The 21,478-nt window shown below is 35.4% G+C and carries 13 protein-coding genes, 1 pseudogene and 1 riboswitch; of the genes and pseudogenes, 12 read left to right on the top strand and 2 right to left on the bottom strand.

The genetic code is table 11. From position 1 onward, the window contains the following. Positions 1 to 92: 92 nt before the first annotated feature. The 5 genes from AL499_RS08350 to AL499_RS08370 all read left to right on the top strand — a co-directional run bounded on the left by AL499_RS08350 (position 93) and on the right by AL499_RS08370 (position 4,830). Positions 93 to 842, top strand: coding sequence for an ABC transporter ATP-binding protein (locus AL499_RS08350; RefSeq protein ID WP_002492476.1), 750 nt, complete (start codon positions 93 to 95; stop codon positions 840 to 842). A gap of 22 nt (positions 843 to 864) precedes the next feature. Next, positions 865 to 2,826, top strand: coding sequence for an FtsX-like permease family protein (locus AL499_RS08355; protein ID WP_225306504.1), 1,962 nt, complete (start codon positions 865 to 867; stop codon positions 2,824 to 2,826). Positions 2,827 to 2,867: 41 nt separating this feature from the next. Then, positions 2,868 to 3,317: a hypothetical protein gene (locus tag AL499_RS08360; RefSeq protein WP_002492528.1), complete on the top strand. Its 450-nt coding sequence runs from the start codon at positions 2,868 to 2,870 to the stop codon at positions 3,315 to 3,317. Between the two features lie 86 nt (positions 3,318 to 3,403). Then, positions 3,404 to 3,883, top strand: coding sequence for a DUF4064 domain-containing protein (locus AL499_RS08365; protein ID WP_002492544.1), 480 nt, complete (start codon positions 3,404 to 3,406; stop codon positions 3,881 to 3,883). Positions 3,884 to 4,155: 272 nt separating this feature from the next. After that, positions 4,156 to 4,830, top strand: coding sequence for a DUF4064 domain-containing protein (locus AL499_RS08370; protein ID WP_002492473.1), 675 nt, complete (start codon positions 4,156 to 4,158; stop codon positions 4,828 to 4,830). Positions 4,831 to 4,926: 96 nt separating this feature from the next. Here the strand turns inward: AL499_RS08370 and AL499_RS08375 are convergent, their stop codons facing one another. Together AL499_RS08375 and AL499_RS08380 are read right to left on the bottom strand one after the other, a co-directional pair. Beyond that, positions 4,927 to 6,237 carry an LLM class flavin-dependent oxidoreductase gene (locus AL499_RS08375; protein ID WP_002478519.1) on the bottom strand — a complete coding sequence of 437 codons (1,311 nt, stop codon included), beginning with the start codon at positions 6,235 to 6,237 and terminating at the stop codon, positions 4,927 to 4,929. Positions 6,238 to 6,328: 91 nt separating this feature from the next. Then, positions 6,329 to 7,078, bottom strand: a complete 750-nt coding sequence (locus AL499_RS08380) for a 3-oxoacyl-ACP reductase (RefSeq protein ID WP_002492509.1) — start codon at positions 7,076 to 7,078, stop codon at positions 6,329 to 6,331. A 123-nt stretch (positions 7,079 to 7,201) separates the two neighbouring features. Beyond that, a riboswitch (TPP riboswitch) is annotated at positions 7,202 to 7,304 on the bottom strand. Positions 7,305 to 7,799: 495 nt separating this feature from the next. Between AL499_RS08380 and AL499_RS08385 the strand changes: the two genes are divergently transcribed. From AL499_RS08385 to AL499_RS08415, 7 genes and pseudogenes are all read left to right on the top strand, one after another. Then, the gene (locus AL499_RS08385; RefSeq protein ID WP_062248890.1) at positions 7,800 to 14,354 is read left to right on the top strand and encodes an SdrD B-like domain-containing protein; all 6,555 of its coding nucleotides are present in this window, start codon (positions 7,800 to 7,802) and stop codon (positions 14,352 to 14,354) included. Between the two features lie 315 nt (positions 14,355 to 14,669). Further along, positions 14,670 to 15,397 (top strand): annotated as a pseudogene (locus AL499_RS08390) (phosphoadenylyl-sulfate reductase). A gap of 132 nt (positions 15,398 to 15,529) precedes the next feature. Beyond that, on the top strand, positions 15,530 to 17,374 hold the full coding sequence (locus AL499_RS08395; protein ID WP_002492566.1) for an assimilatory sulfite reductase (NADPH) flavoprotein subunit: 1,845 nt from the start codon (positions 15,530 to 15,532) through the stop codon (positions 17,372 to 17,374). Between the two features lie 20 nt (positions 17,375 to 17,394). Then, positions 17,395 to 19,113, top strand: coding sequence for an assimilatory sulfite reductase (NADPH) hemoprotein subunit (gene cysI / locus AL499_RS08400; RefSeq protein WP_002492400.1), 1,719 nt, complete (start codon positions 17,395 to 17,397; stop codon positions 19,111 to 19,113). A gap of 23 nt (positions 19,114 to 19,136) precedes the next feature. Further along, entirely contained in the window at positions 19,137 to 19,916 is a 780-nt protein-coding gene (gene cobA, locus AL499_RS08405; protein WP_002460598.1) for a uroporphyrinogen-III C-methyltransferase, read from the top strand. Between the two features lie 20 nt (positions 19,917 to 19,936). Continuing rightward, positions 19,937 to 20,548 (top strand): NAD(P)-binding protein, encoded by a 612-nt coding sequence (locus AL499_RS08410; RefSeq protein WP_002492499.1) that lies wholly within the window; start codon positions 19,937 to 19,939, stop codon positions 20,546 to 20,548. Between the two features lie 17 nt (positions 20,549 to 20,565). After that, positions 20,566 to 21,465, top strand: a complete 900-nt coding sequence (locus AL499_RS08415; RefSeq protein ID WP_002492395.1) for a sulfite exporter TauE/SafE family protein — start codon at positions 20,566 to 20,568, stop codon at positions 21,463 to 21,465. Positions 21,466 to 21,478 lie beyond the last annotated feature (13 nt).

A 21,478-nucleotide genomic window follows, 5' to 3' on the forward strand; every position in this document is an offset into this window, starting at 1 on the left:
ATATCTACACTTCTGTAAGTTCAGAGGTGTTTAATGATGCATTTAAAGTAAATGAAATTAGCAATTATGCAGGTATTTTAGGAGGATTCAAGTTGTTACTTGAGGTTAAAAATGTAAAGAAAATTTATGGCAAAGGTCTTCACAAAACGACTGCATTAAATGGTATGACCTTTAATGTTCAACAAGGAGAATTTGTAGCAATCATGGGTGAGTCAGGTTCTGGAAAAACGACGTTACTCAATGTGATTGCTACATTTGATAAAATTAACGAAGGTAGTATTAGAATTGATGATCGGCAACTCAATCATATTCGTCATAAAGAAGTTGCTCATTTTAGAAGAGAAACATTAGGTTTTGTGTTTCAAGATTTTAATATGCTGCCAACTATGTCAAATAAAGATAACATTATTATGCCGCTTGTCTTAGCCAATCGTTCACACAAAACGATTGATGCTCGGCTTGCGCCGTTAAGTCAACAATTAGGTATTGAGCATATATTAGATCAATTTCCTTATCAAAGTTCAGGTGGTGAACAGCAACGTGTCGGAATTGCTAGAGCATTAATAAATCAACCTAAGCTACTACTTGCTGATGAACCCACTGGCGCTTTGGATTCCAAAACATCTAAACAAATTATGAGGTTATTTCAAAAGATTAACCAACGTCAGCAAACCATACTGATGGTTACGCATTCTAATATTGATGCCTCATATGCCAATAGAGTACTTTTTATTAAAGATGGCCGTGTTTATCATGAAATATATCGGGGTGAAGAAACACAATCAGATTTTCAACGGCGTATTGCTGATAGCTTGGCGATGTTAAATGAAAGAGGTGAATGATTTGACGTTTAAGATGTTGGTCATGATGACGACTCGACAGTTTAAGGCACAACGTCATATGATTATTCCATATATGCTAGCACTTAGCGCAATGTTCGGTATGGAATTTATATTATTATCATTAGGATTTAATGACGATGTTCGACGTCATCATTCAGTCTTACCTTATTTTATTTATATAGGCAATGCTTTTATGTCAATATTCATCGTAATATTTGTACTTTATGCCAATCGATTTGTCATGCGCCATCGTCAACATGAATTTGCATTAAATATGATTCTAGGTATGGAAAAGAAACACATTCGTGTCTTATTGTTTATTGAAGCCATCTATCAGACATTTGTCATTGCACTACTAAGTATTATAGGTGGGTATCTCTTTGGTGCCATTTCATTTATGCTGTTGAATAAATTGATGAAACAGACGACTACACGTCTTATCATCTATCCATTTGATATAACGGCAATGTCGTATATGTTAGTGGTTTTAATAGGAACAATGATACTACTGTTCATTATTAATAATGTAAGATTAACGATGCAAAGCCCTATCGAATTAATACAAGCTCAGCATAAGAGAGAAAAGCCATTATCCAAATTTGTTACATTCATTTTGCTCTTGATTGGTCTTTTAACGTTAGGATTAAGCTACTATAGTGTACTCGAACCTAAAACATTATTAGGTTCTTTTAACCGAATATTCATTGCTATCATTTATTTGATTATTTCAATGTATTGCTTATTTTTGTCACTTATGCCATTAATCTTACAAGTCTTGCAACGATATAAACGACTGTATTATCAGCAAAAGTATTTCTTTACGTTGTCAGGCTTAGTAGTACGAATGCGCTCTAATGCAGTAAGTTTAGCGAGCATGACTTTATTATGTACTTTTTTATTAGCGACGTTATCGATGTGTGTAGCAGCATATCGAGGTGTAGAAGATCGCATAGATAGTTTGATGACAAATCAATATCGTGTCGATTTCCTTGGAGATATGTATCAAAGTGAAAAAATAAAAGATACTGTGACCCGCTTTGAACAAGATGTGAGGAAAAAGGCAAAGGTAGATCAATTTAAACCAATTGTTTCAAGTATGCAAGATGTGAAAGTCAATGAGGCCACAATAGAATATAATCAGCAAAAAAATGTGTATAAAAATGGAATTTCACGTTTCACAATTGCTCAGTTATCTGATTTCAATCGATTTACAAAGCAACAGATAACACTTAAAGATAATGAGATTGCTATTGATGGTATGGGGCCTTTAATCAAGAAAAAGAAATTAACTATCGCAGGTCATACATATCAAGTTAAACACGTAAAATTAAATGGGTTCGGTATAAATAGAATTGCTGATGGTTATAATATTATTGTTAAAAATGAAAGACAATTCAATAGCATAGTCAACTTATTAGCTAAAAATAAACAATCTTATCACGCACCAGCAACCGAAGACGTAACCACTAGTATTGAGTTTAATTTGCTTACTGATAATAAATCACAATTTAATCAAATGATTCCTAAGTTAGAACATAAATACAAAAATGCAACGATTCAACGTAAAGATGAGTTTACCAACATATTCTATCAAGTCAACGGGGGATTAGTTTTTATTGGTATTGTTGTATCAATCATACTATTAATAGGTACATTTTTAATGATGTATTTTAAACAAATTGCCGAAGGTTATGAAGATCGCGAAGATTTTAGAACTATGCAGCAACTTGGTATTGAAGATAAACGTATTCAACAGACGATTCAACAACAAATGCGTTATATTTTTATTGTGCCGCTCATTGTTGGTACGTTTCATACATTAATTGCGTATAGATTAATCAAGCAACTAATGACCGGAATAGGTATTGAAGGTTGGGACCTCTTTGCCACAAGTTATGTTGCAGTTTTAGTTGTTTTTGTTGGAATTTATGGCATAATATATCGTATAACATCAAAAATATATTATAAAATGATTAAAATTTAAAGGAATACTTTAATAAAAAGATTAAGAAAGGATTTACTTTTATGGATCGAGTTGCTGAGACAACGTTAACCAGTATCGGTATAGTGCTACATATATTGTATATGCTAATGATATTACTAATCAAAGCCGTACTACCATTATTTTTGAGCAGCATTTTAATATTTTTACTTCCATTTTACTTATTATTATATAATAACCGGGATGGGTTTAATGACGGTGTCGAACACATAGCTAACTCTTTACTTGTTATGGGAATGATTATAACTATTTTATCGCTTATAGCTGTGTTTATTATTGCGAAAAAGCCTAAATTTGCAAGCACCATTTTATTTTTTACGACGCTAATAGCATTATTTAATATGAACTGGATTTCCGGATTATTATGGCTGATTTCTGCGATAATGCTACTCTCAAGAAAGCCTAAAGATATTAAAAAACGGCAATATGCGTTGCAACAGGAGAAACAGCAAACGATAGATAGGTTGCAATAACCATTCATTATCACATCATATCTTTGACAAATATTGAGTGTAAAGCACCATTCTTAAAAGTAAAGTCAACTTTTAGGAGGTTAATAATGATTAAACGAACTGTAGAAACCGTTCTAACATGGTCTGGAATTATTTTGCATGCGGTATACTTTTTCATTTTATTACTTATGTCATTAATTTTTACAAATGATGATTTTAAAAAATTTATGATTATGAAAGAATTACAAAGACCAGATGAAAATGTAACCTTGTCTGAAGCGGTAATGTCTGTTAATGTTCTTTCAACACTTGTAACGATTCAAGCTATAATAAACATCGTTATATTAGTTTTAGCAATTATTGGAGTAATCTTTATTCATAGAAGAACAAATGTATCAGCGATATTACTTATTATTGCAGCAGCATTATGTTTGTTGAACGCGAGTTGGGTAGCGTTTGTTTTGTGGCTTATCGCAAGTATAATGTTATTTGCGAGAAAACCAAAAACGCAATATGACTACAGTTACAACAACATGTCTAATCCATCTCAGGTAGACGCAAACGATAATGAACATAGTCAGAGTTAAAATACTTGACAGTTAATAGATTTAGAAGCTAACAATCATCAAAGTCAATCATCACAATATGATTGTAAGTATTCAATTGGTGGTATTTCTATACAAAATGAATCATATGAGGGTTTTATTTTCAAGATGGTATAGAGCGTCGTCAACAAGAGCAAAATAAAGTTAAATTATCATGTAATATAGTTATATTATAAATATTGAGCATATTTATTGTCATAAATAAGTGTAAAGTAAGGATTTCGTGGGTAAAGCAAAATAAAAGGAGGATTATTATGATTAAAAGAACAGGTGAAAAAGTTTTAACTTGGATTGGATTTATATTACATACGTTATACGTTATCTTTTTAGTTTTAATTCAAATGATGGTTAGTGATAGTGATTTTAAAGAACAATTGGCTAACGAACTACAAAAAAATCCAGATTCAAATGTTTCGAGAGACCAGACAATAGAAGCTGTTAATTCAGTAGCCACAAATTCTTCTGGCTGGATTATGATCGGAATTGTTATCTTAGGCTTAACTTTAGTTGCTGCGATTATGTTGAGCAAACATCCTACGATTTCTGCAATACTACTTATTATTGCTGTAGTATTAAGCGTATTTAATGTCAGCTGGGTAGCAGGAATTTTATGGTTAATTGCTGCGATTATGTTGCTTGTTAGAAGACCTAAAAATCAATATGCGTATAACAGTGGTACAACAACTGATATCCCACCAGAAGAGAATGAGCGATACAATAATTATAGTGAGAACCACAATGACGAATATCGTCATCAACAGCAAGATGTAGAAGTTGATAATCATGACCATCATCAATCACATTCTACTAACAATAAGGATGTATCAGATGATACGCGATTATCAAATGATGATCAGCATGATGATTTTGTGCGAGATGCTGCTGAGCGTCGTCAACAAGAAAAAAACGATGATCCATATAAATATTAAATGATAATAACCCTGATGCAGGATATATTCTTGCATCAGGGTTTCTTACGTTCTTTTTCTATTATATGGATAAAATATTAGGTATGGATAAATGAATTAATAATTAATGTCTAAATGTGACTTTAAAGTATGGCTTTGATATCTTTTACGATATAAGCCTCGTTGTTGTAATTCCGGGACAATATAAGTCACGAAATCGTTCAAACTATGCGGCAGAGATGGTGGCATTAAATTAAAACCGTCTGCTACGCCTTCATTAAACCAAAGCTCCATCTCATCTACAATTTCTTTCGGTGTACCGATTAATGTAAGATGTCCACCACCTGCATTGAGATAACCCAACAGTTCTCGAACAGTAGGTTGTTTATCTTTAATGATTTCAAGTACTGTTTCATAACGACCAGTTGGACCCTCAAAAGTCTCAATTGGAGGTAACTCTGGAACCGGACCATCTAAGTTCCAATCCTGACAATCTTGTTGAATGAAAAAACTAAGTTGTTTTAACGCTGTTTTCACAGGAAGTTGTGCATCTAAACGTTTTTTCTTCGCTAAAGCTTCTTCCTTTGTTTGTCCTACATAAGTAACTAAACCAGGAAATACTTTAATATGACGTTGTGGTTCAGCCGTTTGTGATAATGCCTGCTTTAATCGCTCACGATACCTTTTGGCTTGAGTTAAATTCCATGATACTGCATACACAGCATCCGCATATCTTGCGGCAAGTGCGATGCCTTGTTTAGAAGCACCAGCTTGCATATTAACCGGTCGCCCCTGTGGACTCTGAGGTGTAGAGATTGGGCCTCTCACTTGAAAATAGTTACCATTAAATTCTATCGGTTTAATTTGAGACGCATTCATGAGAACACCACGCTCTTTATCGGCAACAATATCTGTTGCTTTCCAGTTTGTAAACAAGTGTTGCATGACTGCAGCAAATTCTTGTGCACGAGCGTAGCGAGCTTCATGATTAGGTAACTCTGTCATACTATGATTTTGTGCTTCTATATCAGTCATCGATGTTACTAAATTCCAACCAACCCGTCCACCTGTCATATGGTCAAGACTAAGCAATTGTCTGGCAACAGTATAAGGATCCGAAAATGTACTCGAAATAGTTGGGACCAGACCGACGTACTGAGTTACTTGTGATATGGCTGTTAAATTTATGAGTGGATCAAACCAAAAGGCAGGCATTGCACTTGAGTCATTGGCATTAAAGGATTGATTGTCTGCGAAAAAGACAATATCTAAACAACCTCGTTCAGCAAGTTGTGCTAACTCTTGGTAGTATGAAACATCACCAAGCCGTTCAACTGCAGAATCAGGCATTTGCCAAGCTGCTTGATGATGACCGCAACCATAAACTAAGACGCCAATATGCATTTGACGTTGTTGCTGTTGATACATATATATACACTCCAATACAGCTACATTTATAACGATTATTGGGTTAGAAGTGTCCAACTCTTAAAATTAATAATGGCGTTCAAATGGACAATCAATTCATTGTTAAGCCACCATCTACAGTTATATTTTGTCCTGTAATTTGTTTAGCTTCATCTGAACATAGATAGACAACCATGTTGGCAACATCTTGCGGGCTTGTAACTTGATGTAACGGTGTTGTACTTGCAATTAAATCAAATACTTCCGGTGTCGTAACTGCACTGGCATCTGTTGTTTTAAGTAAGCCCCCTGAGACGACATTAGCAGTGATACCATATTGACCAAGTTCAGCAGCAATATTTCTAGTAAAACCGATAATACTCGCTTTTGCAGTTGTATATTCATGATAAGGAACAACTGGGTTTTGATATAAATTTGTACCGATATTTACTACAGAACCTTGTTTATGCTCAATAAATTGAGGTAGTACACTTTGAATAACATTAAAACTTGCTTTCAAGGTTCCATCTAGTTGTGCTTGATAATCGTCCCAAGATAAATCTTTGAAGGATTTTTGTGCGTCAGGATCGAATTTAAAGTTAACTAATGCATTGTTAACAACAGCATCGATATGTCCAAAATGATCGATTGCACTAGCTACCATCGCATTCACTTGCTCACGATTACGAACATCTGCTTGTAATGCAATAGTTTGAGCTCCTAGCTCTTGCATTAACTGTTCGGCCGCTGTTTGACTTTGATTATAATTAATCACAACTTGAAATCCTTTAGCGACTAGAGTGCGTGCTATAACAGAACCAAGGCCACGACTAGCTCCAGTTACTAATACAGTTTTTGCCATTGTGAACCTCCTTATAAAGAATATTAAAGAAAAAAATACGCAACCTTCACTAGGAAAGTTGCGCAACGTAAAACTATCATAAATAACGGACTCAAAATAAAAGAGGCCATTAGACATATTAATATTAGGTTCCACACACTTTCCTACGCTAGTATCAACTAGATCAGGTTCAAAGGGTTTAAGGCCACGCCTATTCTCAGTTATAAAAACACCCCTAGTGCATATATTTAACTTTAATTTCAATTTAAAACTTTTCATTCACATTGTCAAGATACATTAATTTAGTAATCACGTAAACATTTAAGGAAAGAAGAACAATATTAGTTTCAGCAAGTAGGATTTTATGACTAATTGTTGAGGCTTTTTAAGTTGTAACGAGAAAATAGAGGAATAATCTCTTCTTAGAATATAAAAAATTTATATTAGAAGATAAATAATGTAACTATAAACTTTCTATTAATATACATTTTGTACTTGAAATGAATATTTAAGCGAAATTATGATTAAAAAACATTTAATATAATTAAAATGCGTAATATTAAATAGTGATAAATCTGTTATAATTCATATATCATTGTATTATTACTCTAATTATATAGATTAAAATGTATTATTATAATTATTTTGTACTATATATCAAAATTCTCATATACATCTAGGAAATAAAATAGAGTTTGATATGCAATGACAACTATTTTAACCAACTATAGGAGGTCAGTGAATGACTAACAGAAAGAGAAACTCGTCACAACGCATGGATTTTATCCCAAACAAACTAAACAAATATTCAATCAGAAAATTTACAGTAGGTACAGCTTCAATATTAGTAGGTGCCACACTTTTCTTAGGGCATCATGAAGCTGAGGCAGCTGAAAAACAACAATCCATATCTCAAAACCATAGCGATAAACAAGAAAGTTCTCAAGCTGATACAACAGTAACCACAGAACAAACAACAAATAATAATGTTTCTTCTCAAACTAACGCCACGTCACCAAGCACTCAAGATAAAACAACGATAGATCACACTGAAAATCCATCTTCAACAAACCAGCAGATAACAGAAAATCAATCACTGCATGCAAAAGATTTACAAACATCAAATCAAAACAATGTCTCGCATAAAGATACTGCTAACAAATCAACAGAAAAAGAAGCTAGACAACATCAAAATCATAAATCGACAATTCAACAACAAGAAAGTTCAGAAAAGTTAGTAACAGCTGCTCAAAATGCATCAGCTACAAACCAAGCTGTATCCACCAATACGAATGAGACACATGTACAATATGCTGATAAAAAATTGAGCCAAATTGGCGTGAACCATCAAACGAAAGAACAAGTTAAAGCTTCACTAGTTACTAAGAAAGCTTTTAAGCCACGTTCTAAACGAGATTTAGATAATACAATTGTGGCAGAAACCTTAAAAGCAGACATTACAAACCCTGACTATGGTGTTAGAACTCCTGCAACTCCTGTAACTGCAGCTGCTTCAACATCTCCAACAACGCGTGCATTGAGTAGTAATTATAGAGTAAGAGCATTAGCAGCAGCTACACCAACAGGTAAAGATGTGAGTGACAAAATTAAATTTTCAAATATAGATATAGCAGTGGAAGGTAGAACTGCACATACAAATGCTAGTGGTCAACGTGAATTATGGGTGACTTCTGGAGATATTTTATCTTTAAAAGCAGATTATACCGTTGACAATAGCGTTAAAAGTGGAGATACATTTACGATAGGCTATGGACAATATATTAGACCTGGAGGATTTTCGTTACCATCATCGGACACAGAATTAAGAGATGCAAATGGTGCAATTATAGCTAAAGGTAAATATGATAGTAACACGAATAAAACAACCTACACGTTTACAAATTACGTTGACCAATATGATAATATTCAAGGATCTTTTAAAATAGCTGCAACTGCTAAACGAGAGAATGCCATCAATGATAAAGGATCATATAATATGGACGTAAAAATTGGAAATGTTTCTTTCAATAAAAATATTATTGTTGATTATGGTGATAATAAGAATAACCCTTTAAATGCATCAACGCTTTACAGAGATCCAAAAACAAACCAACAGTATCGAATCATTTATATTAATGAGCCAGGCAAAACATATAAAAATGTGAAATATCATAGTACAACAATGAATGGAAAACTCATAGATGGCACAGATGCAATAAAAGTTTATAAAGTGAATGATCCTTCAGCAATGGTCAACAGTTTTGCACCCGATTTAACTTCAAGTAAAGTAACAGATGTTACATCATCAAAAACAATTACATATGATAATAATCGCTCAACTGTAAATGTTTCATTAGGAAATTTAGACGGTAAAACACGTTATATTATTGCTGAAAAAGTAGAACCTACAACTGACAATGGTAACTTAAGTTCAACGTTTTCAATAACTAACGATGATAAAAATAATCCAACAATTTGGGCAGCAAGTACTACACAAGGTGCTGCTGGAGACAATTCAACTGGTAGTGGTCAACAAATAGGTAAATATTCACTTGGCGACACTGTCTGGAATGATAAAAATCGAAATGGCATTCAAGATATAGGAGAAGAAGGCATACCTAACGTTTATGTTACTTTAAAAGATGCTAACGGAAATGAAATTGACAGAGTGACAACGGATGAGAACGGCAACTATAAGTTTAAAAATTTAAAAAATGGAGAGTACACTTTAGAATATTCAACTCCTAATGGAGGATATTCGTTAACCAAAGCAGATCAAAGTAACAATGATGCAGTCGACTCAGATGCACAATTAGTCAATGGAAAATATGTTGCTAAAGCTACAATTCAAGATGATGACAACATGACAGTTGATGCCGGATTTTATAAATCTGTTTATAACATCGGAGACTTCGTTTGGAATGATACGAATAAAAACGGCATTCAAGATGACGGAGAAAAAGGACTTGCCGGCGTAACTGTATTATTGAAAAATGAACAGGGACGTACAATTGCAACTACTGTAACCGACAAAAATGGCAAATATGGCTTTTACGAATTAGAATCTGGTAACTATACAGTTCAATTTATTACACCTGATGGTTATATATTATCACCATCAAAAGTAGGTACAGATGTAACTAAAGATTCTAATGGAGATGAAGTACCAATTAAATTAACTGAAAATGATTATTCTAATGATTTAGGTTTATACAAGCCGGATGCACCTAAATTAGATGACTATGAAATTACAGTAGAAGATAAAAGTTATGAAAATACTGTTCGTGTTAACACTAAGTTACCTAAGAATACAATCCAACTTGCACAACAAGGTAAAGATGGTCGTGATCGTGTATATTATAAACAATTAGGCTATCATCCAGATTTGACTGGGAAAGATGCTTCAAAATTACTGCAAATAGACGGCTATTATTTTGAAGAAGTACGCCGAGATCATATATACCAATCACAAGATGCTATTTTTGAATATAACTTGGATAATAACACCGGTGTTAAAAATATAACGTATAATCCAACAACAAATACGTATACTGTGACATATCAAGACGGTTCAACAAAGGAACTACCAGGTCAACAGCCTAAAGGATTAACAATAAATAATAGTTATATTAATCAAAATGGAGATACTATTGTGGAATTTAGTGATGGTACAACTATTACGATTCCTAAAGGTAAAGATGGTGTCGACGGTAAAAAAGGTGAAGATGGTAAAACACCTAAAATTGAGCAAACACCAATTACCGATAGCTCAGGCAAACAAATTGGGGTTACAATCACTGTTAAAGATGGTGATGGTAAAGTAATAAATACGCAAAAAGTACTTAATGGTCAAGATGGAGCAAAAGGAAATCCAGGTGAAAAAGGCGAAAAAGGAGACCCAGGAACGAAGGGTGACAAGGGCGAAAAAGGAGATACAGGCGCTGCAGGTCGAGATGGTCAGAATGGTCAAGATGGTAAGTCAGTCATTGCAAATACAGAACGTGGTACAAAAGATGGTCAAGAAGGCGCATATATTAGAATCTATGAGGTCAATCCAGATGGTAGTCGCGGCACAATGATTTCTGAAACATTCATCAAAGATGGTGTGAAAGGCCAAGATGGTAAAGATGGACGTTCACCATCAATCCAACAAACGCCTATAAAAGATGAAAAGGGTAAGATTATCGGAACGACGATTACTATTCTAAGTCCAGATGGTCAAGAAGTTTCACATCAAGATATTTTAAATGGTAAAGATGGTCAAAATGGAACATCTGTGACAACCATTACAGAACGTGGTAGACAAAATGATCAAACAGGCGCATATGTTAGAACATATGAAAGAAATCCAGACGGTAGTCGTGGCAAGCTCATCAGTGAAACCTTTATCTCAGATGGTCAGAATGGTAAGGATGGACAAAATGGCATGAATGGAAAATCTATAACAGCGGAAACACGTCCTGGTACAGATGCTGATGGAAACACTGGTGCATGGATTCGCGTTTATGAGTTGAATCCTGATGGCACTAAAGGCCAACTTATCAGTGAGACGTTTATTAAAAATGGCGCAAAAGGTGAAAAAGGCGAAGACGGTAAGACACCAAAAATCGAACAAACTCCAATACGTGACAGTTCTGGTAACCAAATTGGTGTAACAATCACGGTAACAGATGGTGATGGGAACGTCGTTAGTAAAGAGAATATTTTAAATGGCAAAGACGGTGCAAAAGGTGAAAATGGTAAGACGCCATCTGTAGAACAACAAGCCATTCAAGATAAAGATGGAAAGCAAATCGGAGTCACAATTATTATCAAAGATGGAGACGGTAAAGAAATCAGTCGTCAAAACATTCTAAATGGCCAAGATGGTAAAAATGGTACTCCTGGTAAGGATGGTCAAACACCAACAGTTGAAACAATGCCAGCATTAGATAAAGATGGAAAGCAAATCGGTGTAACTATTATTACACGCGATGGTGATGGTAAAGAAATTGGGCGTCAAACAGTGACGAATGGCCAAGATGGTAAATCTATTACTGCAGTAACGGCACGTGGAGAACAAAATAATCAGACAGGTTCATGGATACGTGTGTATGAAGTAAATCCAGATGGCACACGTGGTAAGTTAATTAGCGAAACGTTCGTTGCTGATGGTCAAAAAGGTGCTGACGGTAAAAACGGTGTTGATGGCAAAGACGGTAAAACACCAACAATCGAGCAACAGCCTATTCGTGATAAAGACGGAAAACAAATCGGTGTAACTATCATTATCAAAGATGGAGACGGTAAAGAGATTAGTCGTCAAAAAATTCTAAATGGTCAAGATGGTCAAAAAGGTGCTAATGGTCAAGACGGTAAATCTGTAACTGCAATTACAGAACGTGGTACTCAAGATGGCCATAAAGGTTCATACATTAGAATTTATGAAATGAACCTAGATGGTACACGTGGTAAATTGATTAGTGAAACATTTATCGCTGATGGCGAAAAAGGTCGAGATGGTGTTGATGGTCAAGATGGTAAGTCAGTAACTGCCGAAACTACACGTGGAGATAAAGATGGTCAAACTGGAGCGTACGTCCGAATTTATCTAACCAATCCAGATGGTACACGTGGCAAATTAATCAGTGAAACCTTTATTGCTGATGGTCAAAAAGGTAAAAATGGCCAAGATGGTAAGACCCCAACAATTGAGCAACTTCCGATTTTGGATAAAAACGGAAAACAAGTTGGTGTGACAGTAATTGTCAAAGATGGAAATGGCAAAGAAATTAGTCGTCAAGATATCTATAATGGACGTGATGGCCAAGACGGTAAAGATGGCAAAACACCATCTATTGAACAACAGCCAATTTTAGATAAAAATGGTAAACAAATCGGCACTACTGTGATCATTAAAGATGGAAATGGCAAAGAAATCAGTCGTCAAGATATTCACAATGGTCAAGACGGTAAGACCCCAACGATAGAGCAGGTACCTTCTTTAGACAAAGAAGGCAAACAAAACGGTATCATTGTGATCATTAAAGATGGTGATGGCAAAGAAATCAGTCGTCAAACAATTTTAAATGGTCAAGATGGACGTGATGGCGGAGACGGTAAGGCTCCACATGTGGAGCAGCAACCAATTTTAAATAAAGACGGCAAACAAATTGGTATTACTGTGATTATTAAAGATGGCGATGGTAAAGAAATCAGTCGTCAAAATATTTATAACGGTGAAAAAGGTAAAGATGGCAAGGACGGTAAAGATGGTGTAGATGGTAAATCAATTACTGCCATAACAGAACGTGGTACAAAAGATGGTAAATCTGGTTCTTACATCTATATATATGAAATGAATTCAGATGGTAGCCGTGGCAAATTAATTAGTCAAACCTTTGTTGAAGATGGCAAAGACGGTAAAACACCAAGCATTGAACAACAACCAGTTAAAGATGAAAAAGGAAATCAAGTTGGTGTTGTTATCATTGTTAAAGACGGTGATGGTAAAGAAATCAGTCGCCAAGTTATTGTAAATGGCAAAGACGGCCAAGATGGTAAAACACCAAGCATTGAACAACAGCCAATTAAAGACGAAAATGGTAAGCAAATTGGCATCACGATTATTGTTAAAGATGGTAATGGCAAAGAAGTAAGTCGTCAAAACATATACAATACATCTAATATCACAAATATTTATGTTAACGTTGAAGGCAACATTGTCTTTGTCTTCAAAGATGGAACAACTTGTATTTGTAAATGTGAGCCAAACAAACCGAATGAGCCAGGCAAGCCAAGCGAACCAGGCAAACCAAATGAACCAAACAAACCAAGTGAACCAGGCAAGCCAAGCGAACCAGGCAAACCAAGTGAACCAGGCAAGCCAAGCGAACCAGGCAAACCAAATGAACCAAACAAACCAAGTGAGCCAGGCAAGCCAAGTGAGCCAAGCAAGCCAAGCGAGCCAAACAAACCAAGCGAACCAGGCAAACCAAATGAGCCAAGCAAGCCAAGCGAGCCAAACAAACCGAGCGAACCAGGCAAGCCAAGCGAACCAAGCAAACCAAGTGAACCAGGCAAACCGAACAAATCAGTTCATACTAGTACAACGAAACATGTGAACTATAAAACAACGAGTCATATACAGCAAGTTCATGATACGACACAATCAAACAATGATAAAAAACAGCAAGAATTGCCAGCAACAGGTGCTGTTGATGACAATGGCTATCAAGCTCCATTCTTTGGATCATTATTTGCAATTTCAGGAACAATATTGTTCTTAGCAAGACATCGTAAACATCATCATCAATAACAATCATTAAATAGCGTTAATTATATGAGATTCGTTATAGTATAGAAGTTTCTGAAGTAATCAAACAGGTATGGGAAACTAAAGGTTGAAAATCTTTTATCCCATGCCTGTTTTTTTATAAAATGAGTTCAGTTCGTTTTTAAGAGAGAAGTCATATCTATTTAGATATAGAAATATTTTAAATAATTACAAATAAATATTAGAGATAAGCTTGACTTTAGTTATAAATATCGTTAAAGTATTAGCATATAATTCTGACAATTCAGATAGGTATTAACTGTATTGTTGCAAAAATGGAGGGGGGATCACAATACGATGTCAGTACCTAAAATAACTTACGATGTATTTTCTGAGGACCCTTTTATAGAAAAGCTAACACTAGATGAAGGAACAAAAGGCGCATATGACATTTTAAAGTGGGCGTATCATATGGTGAGTCAATCGTGTATGCATGTAGTTTTGGTGCGGAAAGCATGGTGCTCATTCATATTATTAGTCAGATTAAACCTGATGCCCAAATCGTATTTTTAGACACAGATTTACATTTTCAAGAAACATACGATTTAATAGAAGATGTAAAACAACGTTTTCCTCAATTACGTATCGAAATGAAGAAACCAGACCTCACACTTGAAGAACAAGCAGAAAAATATCAACCCGCACTATGGAAAGCAAATCCCAACCAATGTTGTTATATACGAAAAATTAAACCACTAGAAGAAGTTTTATCTGGCGCAGTAGCTTGGATTTCTGGATTAAGACGAGCTCAATCCCCAACAAGAGCACACACGAATTTCATTAATAAAGATGAACGTTTTAAATCAATAAAAATTTGTCCTTTGATTTATTGGACGGAAGAAGAAGTTTGGGACTATATCAATGATAATCATTTACCTTACAATGCTTTACATGATCAGCATTACCCAAGTATTGGATGTATTCCTTGTACTTCTCCAGTGTTTGATTCAGATGATTCCCGTGCAGGAAGATGGTCGAGCTTTTCCAAAACAGAATGTGGCTTACACGTAGCAGATAAGCCATAAAAATTTTACTACTTATTCTTATTATTCTGATATGAATTTTAAATAAAATTAACATTGGAAAGTTATACACGGTTATTTCATAATAGAAGGGTAGATAAATAAAATAGTAATTATTGATAAGAGGTGGAACGATTGAGTTTAAGTGTAACAAACAGTCCATTTACTGCAGAACAAGCCAAACAACTTAGTGAAGTTATTGCTACGTTAACACCTGAACAAAAGGTATGGCTTAGTGGCTATTTAATTGCCAATCAACAGACAATACAAACCAATTCATCGGTTCAAAGTGAACAACTCTCAACAAAAGCTGAAGCAGTTATTCAAAGCAATGAACCGGAGATAGAACCAACACAGCTCAGTATTACGGTACTTTATGGTTCAGAAACAGGGAATGCGCAAGGTGTAGCTGAAATTTTTAGCGAACGTCTAACGAATCTTGGTCATAACGTTGTAATAAGTAGTATGGACACATTCAAAACAAAAGAACTTAAGAAAGTAGAAGATTTATTTATTGTCACATCGACACATGGAGAAGGTGACCCGCCAGATAATGCGCTAGAATTTCATGAATTCTTGCATAGTAGAAAGGCACCTAAGTTAGAAGGTGTTAGATTTTCAGTCCTAGCTTTAGGAGATCAAACTTATGAATTTTTCTGTCAAACAGGTAAAGATTTTGATAAAAAACTAGCTGAATTAGGCGCAGAACGTTTATATGAACGTATTGATTGTGACATTGATTATGACGAAGATGCGGAAAAATGGATGGCTAACGTCATTAAAGCCATTGATACTGAGTCAAGTGGTACAGAAAGTGAACAAGTTATAAGTGAATCAATTAAAGCAGCTAAAGAACGAAAGTATTCTAAGAGTAATCCATATGAAGCAGAAATTTTGGACAATATTAATTTAAATGGCAAAGGTTCAAATAAAGAAACACGACATGTTGAATTGTTGCTAGATAATTTTGGAGAAGAATATGAACCTGGCGATTGCATTGTAGTATTACCACAAAATGATCCGCAAGTCGTTGATTTGCTTATCGCAACATTAGGATGGGATCCAGAAGAACAGATTCCTGTATCTGAAGATGGTGATACATTAACGTTATCCGATGCATTAACACGTCATTTTGAAATTACTAAGTTAACGAAGCCATTGCTACAACAAGCAGCAGCCATATTTGACAATGATGACTTGAGCGACAAAGTTCAAGATAATGAATGGGTTCAACAGTATATCAATGGTAGAGATTTTATTGATTTGCTTAATGATTTTGGAACGGATGAGTTGCTACCTGTAAACTTGTCACAGCTTTTACGTAAGTTGCCACCAAGAGAATATTCCATCTCAAGTAGCTATAAAGCAACGCCGGATGAAGTACATATTACGGTAGGTGCAGTGAGATACCAAGCTCACGGACGAGATCGCTCAGGTGTTTGTTCAGTTCAATTTGCAGAGCGTCTTCAGCCAGGAGATACGGTACCAATTTACTTAAAACGTAATCCAAATTTTAAGTTTCCAACAGAAGCGGATACGCCTATTATTATGATTGGTCCAGGAACAGGAGTCGCACCTTTTAGAGCTTGTATGCAAGAACGTGAAGAGCTTGGATTTAAAGGTAATACATGGCTATTCTTTGGAGATCAGCATTTTACAACAGACTTCTTATATCAAACTGAATGGCAAGCATGGTTAAAAGAGGGATACTTAGAAAAAATGGATGTGGCTTTTTCTAGAGATACAGACCACAAAATATATGTCCAACACCGTATTATGGAACGCAGTGCACAGTTTAATGCGTGGTTAGAAAAAGGAGCATCTATCTATATTTGCGGTGATGAAAAACACATGGCAAAAGATGTGCATCAAGCCATCAAAGATGTGTTAGTAAAAGAACAGGGACTTAGTCAAGATGAAGCAGAAGCATATTTAAAACAACTTAAGAAAGATAAGCGTTATCAACGGGACGTATATTAAAAGAAAGGCAGGGGGATTCAATGGCAAAATCGAATGAGCAACTTGAGCAAGAATTAAATCAAAAACTCGATCAATTAGAATACATCAAAGATGATAGTAATTATCTACGTGGCACGATTGAACAAGGTTTAGCAGACCCGTTAACTGGTGCTATTTCCGATGATGACACTAAGTTGCTGAAATTTCATGGTAGCTATCAACAAGATGATAGGGATTTGCGTGACGAACGGCGAAAACAGAAGCTTGAGCCAGCGTATAGCTTTATGATCCGTGTACGTCTTCCTGGAGGGACAGCTACACCAGAACAATGGATAGCCATGGATGACATATCAAATCAATATGGTAATCACACAATGAAATTAACAACACGCCAAACATTCCAATTTCATGGCATTTTAAAGCGTAATTTAAAAGCATCTATGCGCCATATAAATGATGCATTACTAGACACGATTGCTGCATGTGGGGACGTCAATCGTAATACAATGTGTAATCCTAATCCGTATCAATCACGTTTTCATCAAGAAATGAATGATTATGCAGCAGCAATCAGTAATCATTTATTACCGCAAACCAATGCATATCATGAAATATGGTTAGATGGTGAAAAGGTGTTGGATTCAAGTGAAGAAGTTGAACCGATGTATGGTAAAACATATTTGCCACGTAAGTTTAAAATAGGCATTGCTTTACCGCCAAGCAATGATATTGATGTTTACTCACAAGATATTGGTTTAATAGCTATTGTTGACCATGATGAGTTGATAGGATTTAATGTCTTAGTTGGTGGTGGTATGGGTATGACACATGGCAATAAAAATACCTATCCACAAATCGGGCGTTTACTGGGTTATATACCTAAAGAAGAAGTGGTCGATGTTTGTGAAAAGATTTTAACGATTCAGCGTGATTATGGTAATCGTGTAGACCGAAAAAATGCACGCTTTAAATATACCGTTGATCGTTTAGGGCTTGAGAGAGTCAAAACAGAATTAAATCAACGTCTTGGATGGGAAATTCAAGAACCAAAAGCCTTTAAATTTGAGCATAACGGTGATCGTCTTGGTTGGATTCAAGGAGAACACAATTGGAATTTTACGCTGTTTATTCAAAATGGTCGTATTAAAGATTTAGAAGATTATAAATTGAAAACTGCTTTGCGAGAAATTGCTGAAGTACATCAAGGAGAATTTAGATTATCACCCAATCAAAATCTAATTATTGCTAATGTGTCTCCAGAACATAAAAAGGATATACAAGATATTATTGAACGTTATCAATTAACAGATGGTAGACACTATTCAGGTTTACGACGTAACTCTATGGCTTGTGTTGCATTTCCAACATGTGGTTTAGCTATGGCTGAGTCAGAACGCTACCTACCTTCATTGATTGGTAAAATAGAAGATTTACTAGATGAAGCAGGTGTTAGTGAAGAAGACATTACAATTCGTATGACAGGTTGCCCAAATGGTTGTGCACGTCCGGCATTGGCAGAAATAGCATTTATTGGGAAAGCACCAGGAAAATACAATATGTATTTAGGTGGTGGTTTCAAAGGAGAACGTTTGAATAAACTGTATAAAGAAAATATTGATGAACAACAAATTTTAGCAAGTTTGCGACCAATATTAATGGATTACGGTAAGTCACGTTTAGAGGGCGAACATTTCGGTGATTTCGTCATTCGTTCAGGCGTTATTGCTGAAGTGCATTCTGGTCAAGATTTTCATAGCTAATCAGCTAAAAAGAGGGTGTTAATATGGGGAAAGTCTACTTAGTTGGTGCGGGTCCAGGTGACCCGGAGCTGATTACAGTAAAAGGTTTAAAGGCAATTAAACAAGCGGATGTTATTTTATACGACCGTTTAGTCAATAGGGAACTCTTGGATTACGCAACAGCAGGTACAAAATTGTTTTATTGCGGAAAGGATCCTAATAGACAGTCGTTGCCACAGTCAGAAACGAACAAAATGCTTGTGAGCTTAGCTAAAAAAGGTCATACAGTAACACGTTTGAAAGGTGGAGATCCCTTTGTTTTTGGCCGTGGTGGTGAGGAAGCGGAAATATTAGCGCAACATCATATAGCATTTGAAATTATACCTGGTATTACAGCAGGAATTGCTGCGCCAGCCTATGCGGGGATTCCAGTGACGCATAGAGATTTTAGTTCATCTGTCGCTTTTGTGACTGCAGTGAATAAGCCAGGAATGACTAAAGCTGCTTATTGGGAACATCTCGCACATGGACCGGAAACGTTATGTATATATATGGGTGTTAAACGTTTGTCTGAAATTTGTGGTTTATTAATTAAATACGGTAAACCTATTGATACCCCTGTTGCATTAATCCACTTAGGTACAACAGCATATCAACAAACGGTCACTGGCACATTGAGTACAATAACAGAAGTAGCTAAAAATATTAAAAATCCAGCTATGATTGTAATTGGTCAAGTCGTACAGATGCATGATAAAATTCAATGGTTTACGGAACAAACTGAACAGATGAGAATGGACTATTCACAAGTGAATTCTAAATAAATTAACAGGAGGATAAAGATATGAATATGCCACTTATGGTTGATTTAGCAGGACAACGCATTGTAATTGTCGGAGGTGGGCAAGTTGCTGCCAGACGAGCTTCCAATTTTATCGACTACTGCCAAGATATTCATATCATTAGTCCTCAAGTTCATTCGTCATTAAAAGATTTAATAAATGCTGGACAAATCACCTGGCATCAAAAAGAATTTGACGCCGCTGATATAGCAGGTGCATTTTTAGTCGTTGCTGCGACAAATAATAAGGCTGTTAATCAACAAGTTAAAGCGCTGGTACCTCCAGGCTGTTTATTCAATAATGCTGAAGATGCAACGTCTGGCAATGTCACTATTCCTAATATATTAAAAAGAGGTAAATTAACACTAAGCGTAGCCACGCAAGGCGCAAGTCCAAAGTTAGGGATACAAATAATTGAACAACTTAGCCACACGTATGATGAACGCTATGAGCAATACGTTGAATTTTTATATCAATGTAGACAGACGCTCAAACGAATAAATATTGAGCCATCTTATCGACAAGCATTATTGGCAAAGATCGTCTCTGACGACTATTTAGATCTTGATAAGCAACAAGCATTTTTACGATGGCTCCAAGCACAAGCTGAATAATAGGGGGCACTTAATTTATGAAAAAATTGTTGATTTTTGCATTAGCTGGATTTTTGGCCCAACTTGTAGATGGATCATTAGGCATGGGGTTCGGTGCGTCATCGTCCTCCATTTTATTAACATATGGTATTACACCAGCGATTGTGTCAGCAACGGTTCACTTTTCTGAAATAACAACAACAGCAGCGTCAGGAACATCGCATTGGAAGTTTGATAATGTCCATCGATCGACCATGTTAAAGTTAGCAATTCCAGGTGCAATCTTTGGATTTTTAGGCGCGGCATTTTTAACACATATTCACAGTAGTGTTATTAAGCCATATATTGCAATATTTTTATTAGCAATGGGATTTTATATTTTATATCAATTTTTATTTCGTCGTCAGCATGAAACACATGAACATGTTGGTCAATTAAGTGGCTGGAAATTAATTCCACAAGGTGCGATTGCTGGTTTATTAGATGCGATTGGTGGCGGTGGCTGGGGACCAGTCAACACACCCATATTATTATCTAGTAAAAAGATACAACCTCGTTATGCGATTGGTACCGTATCAGCCAGTGAATTTTTCGTAACATTAGCCACATCGCTATCATTTATTTTATTTTTAGGAATAACACAAATTAATTGGTGGCTTGTTGTTGCATTAAGTATTGGTGGCATGGCTGCTGCACCTATTTCAGCATACTTAACAAAAATATTGCCCATTAATATATTAGCGATATGCGTAGGTGGTTTGATTATTTTTACCAATAGTAATGCTTTATTAAGTTATTTTGTCGACAATAGCACAATCATAAATGTCATAAGATTCGCAATTATTTGTAGTATTTTAGTACTTATCATTTTTGTTGCCATTCGCAACAGATTGTTATCTTTTTCTTACAAGAAAAACCGAGTAAACAAATATAATTAATTGGATAAAGGAG

The sequence above is a fragment of the Staphylococcus lugdunensis genome (genome assembly GCF_001558775.1).
In the GTDB taxonomy this organism is placed as follows: Bacteria; Bacillota; Bacilli; order Staphylococcales; family Staphylococcaceae; genus Staphylococcus; species Staphylococcus lugdunensis.